We start from the raw sequence: 6,394 nt of genomic DNA on the forward strand, positions 1-6,394 counted from the left end.
CCACCGGCAACACTCGGCAATCGGCAAGGTCCCACCCATCACCCGATTGACCAACCTGCCTGGGCAGTACAGCTAGCTTCAGGTGCCCGGCCAGCGAGGCCGCCTCGGCGCCGATGCCCTCCATCAGGCAGCCGTCGCCGCACAGCGCGTACACGTCGTAGTCGAACAGCTCGTAGCCGGGCCGGTTGAAGGTGGCGGCCTGCCACAGCCCGGCGATGGCCATGCCGACGCTGGTGGCGATCCCGGTGCCCAACGGGCCGGTGGTGCACTCGACGCCGGAGGTCCAGCGGTACTCGGGGTGGCCGGGGCACTTGGAGTCCAGCTGCCGGAACCGGCGCAGATCATCCAGCGAGACGGCGGGCTCTCCGACGATCTCATAGTCGGGGTTGACCGACTTGACCCCGGCCAGGTGCAGCAACGAGTACAGCAGCGCCGAGGCGTGCCCGACCGAGAGCACGAACCGGTCCCGGTTGGCCCACACCGGCAGCTCCGGGTCGAAGCGCAGGTAGTCCTGCCACAGCTTGTAGGCCACCGGGGCCAGCGCCATCGGAGTGCCCGGGTGCCCCGAGTTGGCCACCTGCACCGCATCGATCGACAGCGTGCGGATCGTGTTGATGGACAGCTGCTCGATGTCGGTGGCGGGATGTGTTTCAAGTGTCATGTTGACGCTCCTCGGTAGGCCTCGAAATCAGAGACAGAAGGTATGTGCAGTCCCGGCCATGCCAGTACCGGACCATCGTCGGGCCGAATATGCGCCGCACCGCCGCAGCGGAACGATCACGGCAGCAGCGCATGGCCAGGATCGGGTGCAATCCGGGCAAGAGAGTCATCAAGTTATGACTGTTCACACGATCGCCCGGTGGCACGGTCAGACGCCGACGCACGCGGGGGCCCGCAGTTCCCCCACGCGGTGGAACGCTGCGGCGCCCCACCAGGCCGTTGGTGGGAAACCCCACGTCAGTTCTCATGGTCCCGTTGTACCTGTTGTCCACGCGCCACACCAAAGGGTTCGTCGGCAAGCCCGGTCGAATAGGCCCGGCGCTCGCTCATCTACCAGGGCCACCCGGATCGCCCCCGATGGGGTGATGCCCTCCTTGAGCGCCAGCTTCACCCCGTCGGCCAACGACTGCAGCAGCCCGCGCGGGCCAACCCGGTTGGGGCCAAACCGCATCTGCATCCGTCCCAGCACCTTGCGCTCGATCAGGATCGCGGCCAGCACCGTCAGCAACAGAAACACGAAGACAGCGATCGTCTTGACCAGGATCAGCCACCACGGATCGTGGCCGAACCCGATCATGACTCCACCCCAATGCTGACGACAGCGCCGGGACCCTTTCCGAGCTGCGGATACACCGCGCAGCCGGGGGAGTTCAGCGGTAACCACACGACGCGATCGGGCAGGTCGGCAATGGCCAGCGGCAGCGTGATCGCGCCCCGGTCGGTGCTGACCGTCACCGAATCCCCTTCACCGGCACCGATTTCGGCTGCGGTCGGCGCGGACAGCCGCGCCACGGGGCCGCGAGCGGTGCCGGCCAGGTACGGCTCGCCGTCCTGTAGCCGGCCGTTGTCCAGCAGCATCCGCCAACCGGCCAAGATCGCCTCACCCTCAACCGGTTGCGGCAGCTCACTCGCCGCGACTGCGGGCGGGCCGGCCACTTTCCGGCCCAGACCCCGAGCCGACGCCGTTCGGCCTGCGCCGCCCCGGCGTCAGGCAACCCGAGATCGACGCTCATCTCGTGGGCCAGCGCGTTGAGGACTCGCAGGTCGGGCAGCGCCCCAGTGTCGGGCAATGCAACAGGGAAGGACCGGGGGCGGCCTTCCCAATTCAGGAACGTGCCTGACTTCTCCGCAACCGGGGCGACCGGGAACACCACGTCGGCCCGCTCGGTGACCTCGCTGTGGAGCAACTCCAAGCTGACCACGAACGGCGCAGCATCGAGCGCATGGCGCGCGGCGTCGGGGTCTGGAAGGTCCGCGGGCTCAACCCCTCCAACCAGCAGCGCACCCAACGAACCTCCACGTGCGGCGGCCAGCATGCCTGCGGTATCGCGGCCGGGTTCGTTGGTCGGGCGGCCGCCGGGCAGCAGGTTGGGCAGTGCGCCGGCCTCCAAGGCACCCCGCTCGCCGGCGCGGCGGGGTATCCTGGCCAGCCGGGCGCCGGTGGCGTCGGCGAGTCTGGCGGTGGCGGATAGGGCACCAGGAAAGGCCGCCAGGCGTTCACCGGCCATGATCACTGCACCGGGCTCGCGCAGCAATTGAGCAATCTCGCCGGTGTGCAGACGGTCGAGGATGTGCGCTTCCTCGCCAGGCATAGCCGACAGCAGCTCGCCCGACATCTTTTGCAGACCGCGGGTAGTGAACGGGGCAATCGAATAGAGGAGCAGTCCGCGGGTTCGAGCAGCCTTGCGCAGCCGCAGGAACACGATCGGTGACTCCTCTTCGGGCTCGAACCCGACCAGCAGCACCGCGGGCGCGGCCTCAATGTCAGCGTAGGTCACCGTCATTGGTCGCGCGGCGATGCAGGCGGATAGGAAATCGGCCTCCGCAGCCGAGTGCGGGCGGGTGCGGAAGTCGATATCGTTGCTGCCCAACACAACGCGGGCGAACTTCGCGTACGCGTAGGCGTCCTCGCAAGTTGTCCGTCCGCCGACCAAAACACCGACGTTGCCGTGCGCCGCGGTCAGTTCTTTGGCTGTCACGGCAAGTGCCTGCGACCAGGATGCCGGGGCGAGTGTGCCGTCGGCGTCGCGGATCAGCGGTGTGGTGATCCGCTCGGGTTGGGTGGGATAGGTGAACGCCCACCGGCCCTTGTCGCAGTTCCACTTCTCGTTGACCTGCGGGTCATCGCCGGCTAAGCGGCGCAACACCTTTCCGCGCCGATGGTCGGTGCGCTGCGCGCAGCCGGCCGCGCAGTGCTCGCACACACTTGGCGACGACACCAAGTCGAACGGACGCGCCCGAAACCGATACGCGGTCCCGGTCAATGCTCCCACCGGACAGATCTGCACCGTGTTGCCCGAGAAGTACGAATCGAAGGGCTCGTTCGCGTAAATGCCGACCTGCTGCAGCGCGCCGCGCTCCAGGAGTTCGATGAACGGGTCGCCGGCGATCTGATTGGAGAACCGCGTGCACCGCGCACACAACACGCAGCGCTCGCGATCCAGCAGCACCTGCGACGAGATGCTGACCGGTTTCGGGAACGTGCGTTTCACGTCGCTGAAACGGGATTCGACCCGACCCTGCGACATCGCCTGGTTCTGCAAAGGGCATCCCCCTCCCTTGTCGCAGACCGGGCAATCCAGGGGGTGATTGATGAGCAGCAGCTCCATCACATCCTCTTGGGCCTTCTCGGCCACCGGTGACGTGAACTGGGTCCGCACCACCATGTCGTCTATGACGGTGGTGGTGCACGAGGCCATCGGCTTGCGCTGGCCTTCGATCTCAACCAGGCACTGCCGGCAGGCCCCCACGGGGTCGAGCAGCGGGTGATCGCAGAACCGCGGAATTTCGATCCCCATCAGCTCGGCAGCGCGAATCACCAACGTGCCCTTCGGCACCGTGCACTTGGTGTCATCAATCGTCAACGTCACCATGTCGGAGGCGGGGAAGCCGGTGGCCGTGTCCGCGTTGGTCGACAACGTCATGCCAGCACCTCCTGCAGGAGCATCGAGTCGCGGGGATCGAACGGGCATCCGCCCGCGGTCACGTGCGCGGCGTATTCGTCGCGAAAGTACTTCAGCGACGAGATGATCGGGCTGGCCGCGCCGTCGCCCAACGCGCAGAACGACTTCCCGTTCATCGCACCGGCGATGTCGGCAAGTTTGGCCAAATCGTCTGATGCGGCCTCCCCGGATTCGAGGCGTTCATAGATCTGGGCGAGCCAGTAGGTGCCTTCGCGGCATGGCGTGCACTTGCCGCAGGACTCGTGCTCGTAGAATTGCGTCCAGCGCCGCACCGCCCGCACTACGCAGGTGGTCTCGTCGAAGATCTGCAGGGCTTTCGTGCCCAGCATCGACTCGGCGGCGCCCACGCCCTCGTAATCCAGTGGCACGTCGAGGTGCTCATCGGTGAGCAGCGGTGTAGATGCGCCACCGGGCGTCCAGAACTTCAGCCGGTGGGCATCGCGAACGCCGCCGGCGTACCTAAGGAGTTCACGCAACGTGATCCCCAACGGGGCTTCGTATTGCCCGGGCCGGGCGATGTGCCCGGACAGCGAATACAGCGTGAAGCCAGGGGATTTATCGCTGCCCATCGAACGGAACCAGTCAACCCCGTTGAGAATGATCGGGGGCACGGAGGCGATCGATTCGACGTTGTTCACCACGGTTGGGCACGCGTACAGCCCGGACACCGCGGGGAAGGGCGGGCGCAGCCTCGGCTGGCCCCTCCTGCCCTCCAGCGAATCCAGCAGCGCGGTCTCCTCGCCGCAGATGTAAGCGCCCGCACCGGCGTGGATTACCAGATCGAGGTCGTATTTGGTGCCCAGGATGTCGGTGCCCAGATAGCCGGCCGCGTAGGCCTCGGCCGCCGCGGTCTGCAGCCGAGCTAGCGCCGGAATCACCTCGCCGCGTAGGTAAATGAACGCGCGCGATGCGCGGATCGCGTACGCCGCGATGATCGCGCCCTCGATGAGCACATGCGGTGTCGCGAGCATCAAGGGGATGTCCTTGCAGGTGCCGGGCTCGGACTCGTCGGCGTTGACCACCAGATAGTGCGGCTTGGCGGCCGGACCCTTATCGCCTTGCGGTATGAAGCCCCATTTCATCCCGGTGCCGAAGCCTGCGCCGCCGCGCCCGCGCAGGCCGGAGTCCGTTACGGTCTGGATCACCTCGTCCGGTTCCATCGCCAGCGCCTTCTGCAGCGCCTGATAACCGTCGTGGCTGTGGTAGGTGGATAGCGTCCAGGACTCGGGCTGGTCCCAGTACCGAGTCAGCACAGGTGTCAGCGGCATCTCAATCCTCACCTTCCAAACCGGGTGTGGCCATGCCTCGTTCGCGCGCAACGCGGAGCCCGGCGAGCATTTCCGAGGTGCGGAGTGCTGGCTGAGCCACGCGTACTTGAATTCGGCGACGGCCAGGGTGTTCTTCAGGTCGGCGCCGACCGCCAGCGTCGGTGGTACCGGCAGCGGCAGCGCGACCGGTAGCGGTGCGTAGCCACGGGAGCGTCGGATGGGCAGTTCGGCGCCGTCGAGCAGTCGGACGACAGAGTCGTCACACGGCACCAGGATCGCCCGGTTATGCATCAGCCAGCCGTCGGCAAGGTGGGCGAGCCGGTCCAAAGCATCTTCGTCGGTGAAGCAGATCGGCTCGCCGCCCAGGTTGCCCGATGTCATCACCAATACCGGCGGGCCGGGCGTGTCCCCGGGCAAGCCGAAACGCAGCGCATGCAGCGGTGTATAGGCCAGCATCACGCCGAGGTCAGGGTTGTGCGGCGCCACCGCGGCGGCGACCGACGCATCCGGCAGCCGCGGCGTCAGCACGATCGGACGCTGCGGGCCGGTCAGCACACGCGCGGACGCCTCGTCGATTTCGGCGATGCGGTGTGCCGTGGGCAGATCGGGCACCATGACCGCAAACGGCTTGTCGCCGCGCCGTTTGCGTCTGCGCAGCTCCGCTACCGCGCGATCGTCGGCGGCGTCACAGGCCAAGTGGTATCCGCCGATGCCCTTGACCGCGAGGTTGCCGCGGTCGCAGAGCAGCGCACGCGCGCGTTCTAGCCCCTCTTCGCCCTCGCTGACGCGACCGTCGCGATCGCGGTAGCGCAGTGTCGGCCCGCACTCCGGGCAGCACACCGGTTGGGCGTGGAACCGCCGGTCGGCCGGGTCGGCGTACTCACGCGCGCACTGCGCGCACATCGTGAACTCGGCCATCGTGGCGGCGCCGCGGTCGTAGGGCAGCGACGCGATGATGGTGAACCGCGGGCCGCAGTTCGTGCAATTGACGAAGGCGTGCCGGTAGCGGCGATTTGCCGGGTCGCGTTGCTCGGCGGCGCACTCCGCGCACATCGCGACATCGGGGGAGGCCAGCGTGCGACCGCCGTCCGAACGGGAGGTGTCGGCAATCGCGAACCCGGTGCCGCCCACGCACGGGATTTGCTGTGTCTCAACGGCTTCGATAACCGCTAGTGGCGGCGGGTTGCTGTGCAGCCGGGCAAGAAACGCGTCGACGTCCTTGCCTTCGCCTTCGATTTCAACGATGGCGCCGGAACTGTCGTTGCGGACGGAGCCGGAAAGTCCCATCGCGGCCGCGGTGGTGTAGACGAAGGGCCGGAAACCTACACCTTGGACGACCCCGTGCACGCAGACGCGCAATCGCCGCCTGGTCATGGCGGGTCTTCGATGCCTATGCCTGTGCCCATCAGTTTCAGGCCCGACATCGCGGCGGCGGCGCCGGCC

1 protein-coding gene and 4 pseudogenes are annotated in these 6,394 nt (G+C 67.3%); all 5 read right to left on the minus strand.

Features of this window, described 5'->3' with window-relative positions; translation table 11 throughout:
- Positions 1-661 (minus strand): annotated as a pseudogene (locus tag CQY20_RS32950) (hypothetical protein); the annotation flags it as partial.
- Positions 662-1,072: 411 nt separating this feature from the next.
- Positions 1,073-1,297, minus strand: a pseudogene (locus CQY20_RS32955) (NADH-quinone oxidoreductase subunit H); the annotation flags it as partial.
- Positions 1,294-3,644 (minus strand): annotated as a pseudogene (locus tag CQY20_RS32960) (NADH-quinone oxidoreductase subunit G). The pseudogenes CQY20_RS32955 and CQY20_RS32960, both read right to left, overlap by 4 nt.
- A complete protein-coding gene (gene nuoF / locus CQY20_RS32965; RefSeq protein ID WP_097945411.1) occupies positions 3,641-4,951 on the minus strand; it encodes an NADH-quinone oxidoreductase subunit NuoF in 1,311 nt (436 codons plus the stop codon). The pseudogene CQY20_RS32960 and the gene nuoF overlap by 4 nt, the downstream one beginning before the upstream one ends.
- A gap of 96 nt (positions 4,952-5,047) precedes the next feature.
- Positions 5,048-6,325 (minus strand): annotated as a pseudogene (hypF, locus tag CQY20_RS32970) (carbamoyltransferase HypF); the annotation flags it as partial.
- Positions 6,326-6,394 lie beyond the last annotated feature (69 nt).

It is taken from the genome of Mycolicibacterium agri, from assembly GCF_002553505.1.
Lineage (GTDB): Bacteria > Actinomycetota > Actinomycetes > Mycobacteriales > Mycobacteriaceae > Mycobacterium > Mycobacterium agri.

Excerpts from the sequence above, each read along its gene's own strand:
- nuoF (WP_097945411.1), bottom strand. The coding sequence starts at position 4,951 with ATGCCGCTGACACCTGTGCTGACTCGGTACTGGGACCAGCCCGAGTCC.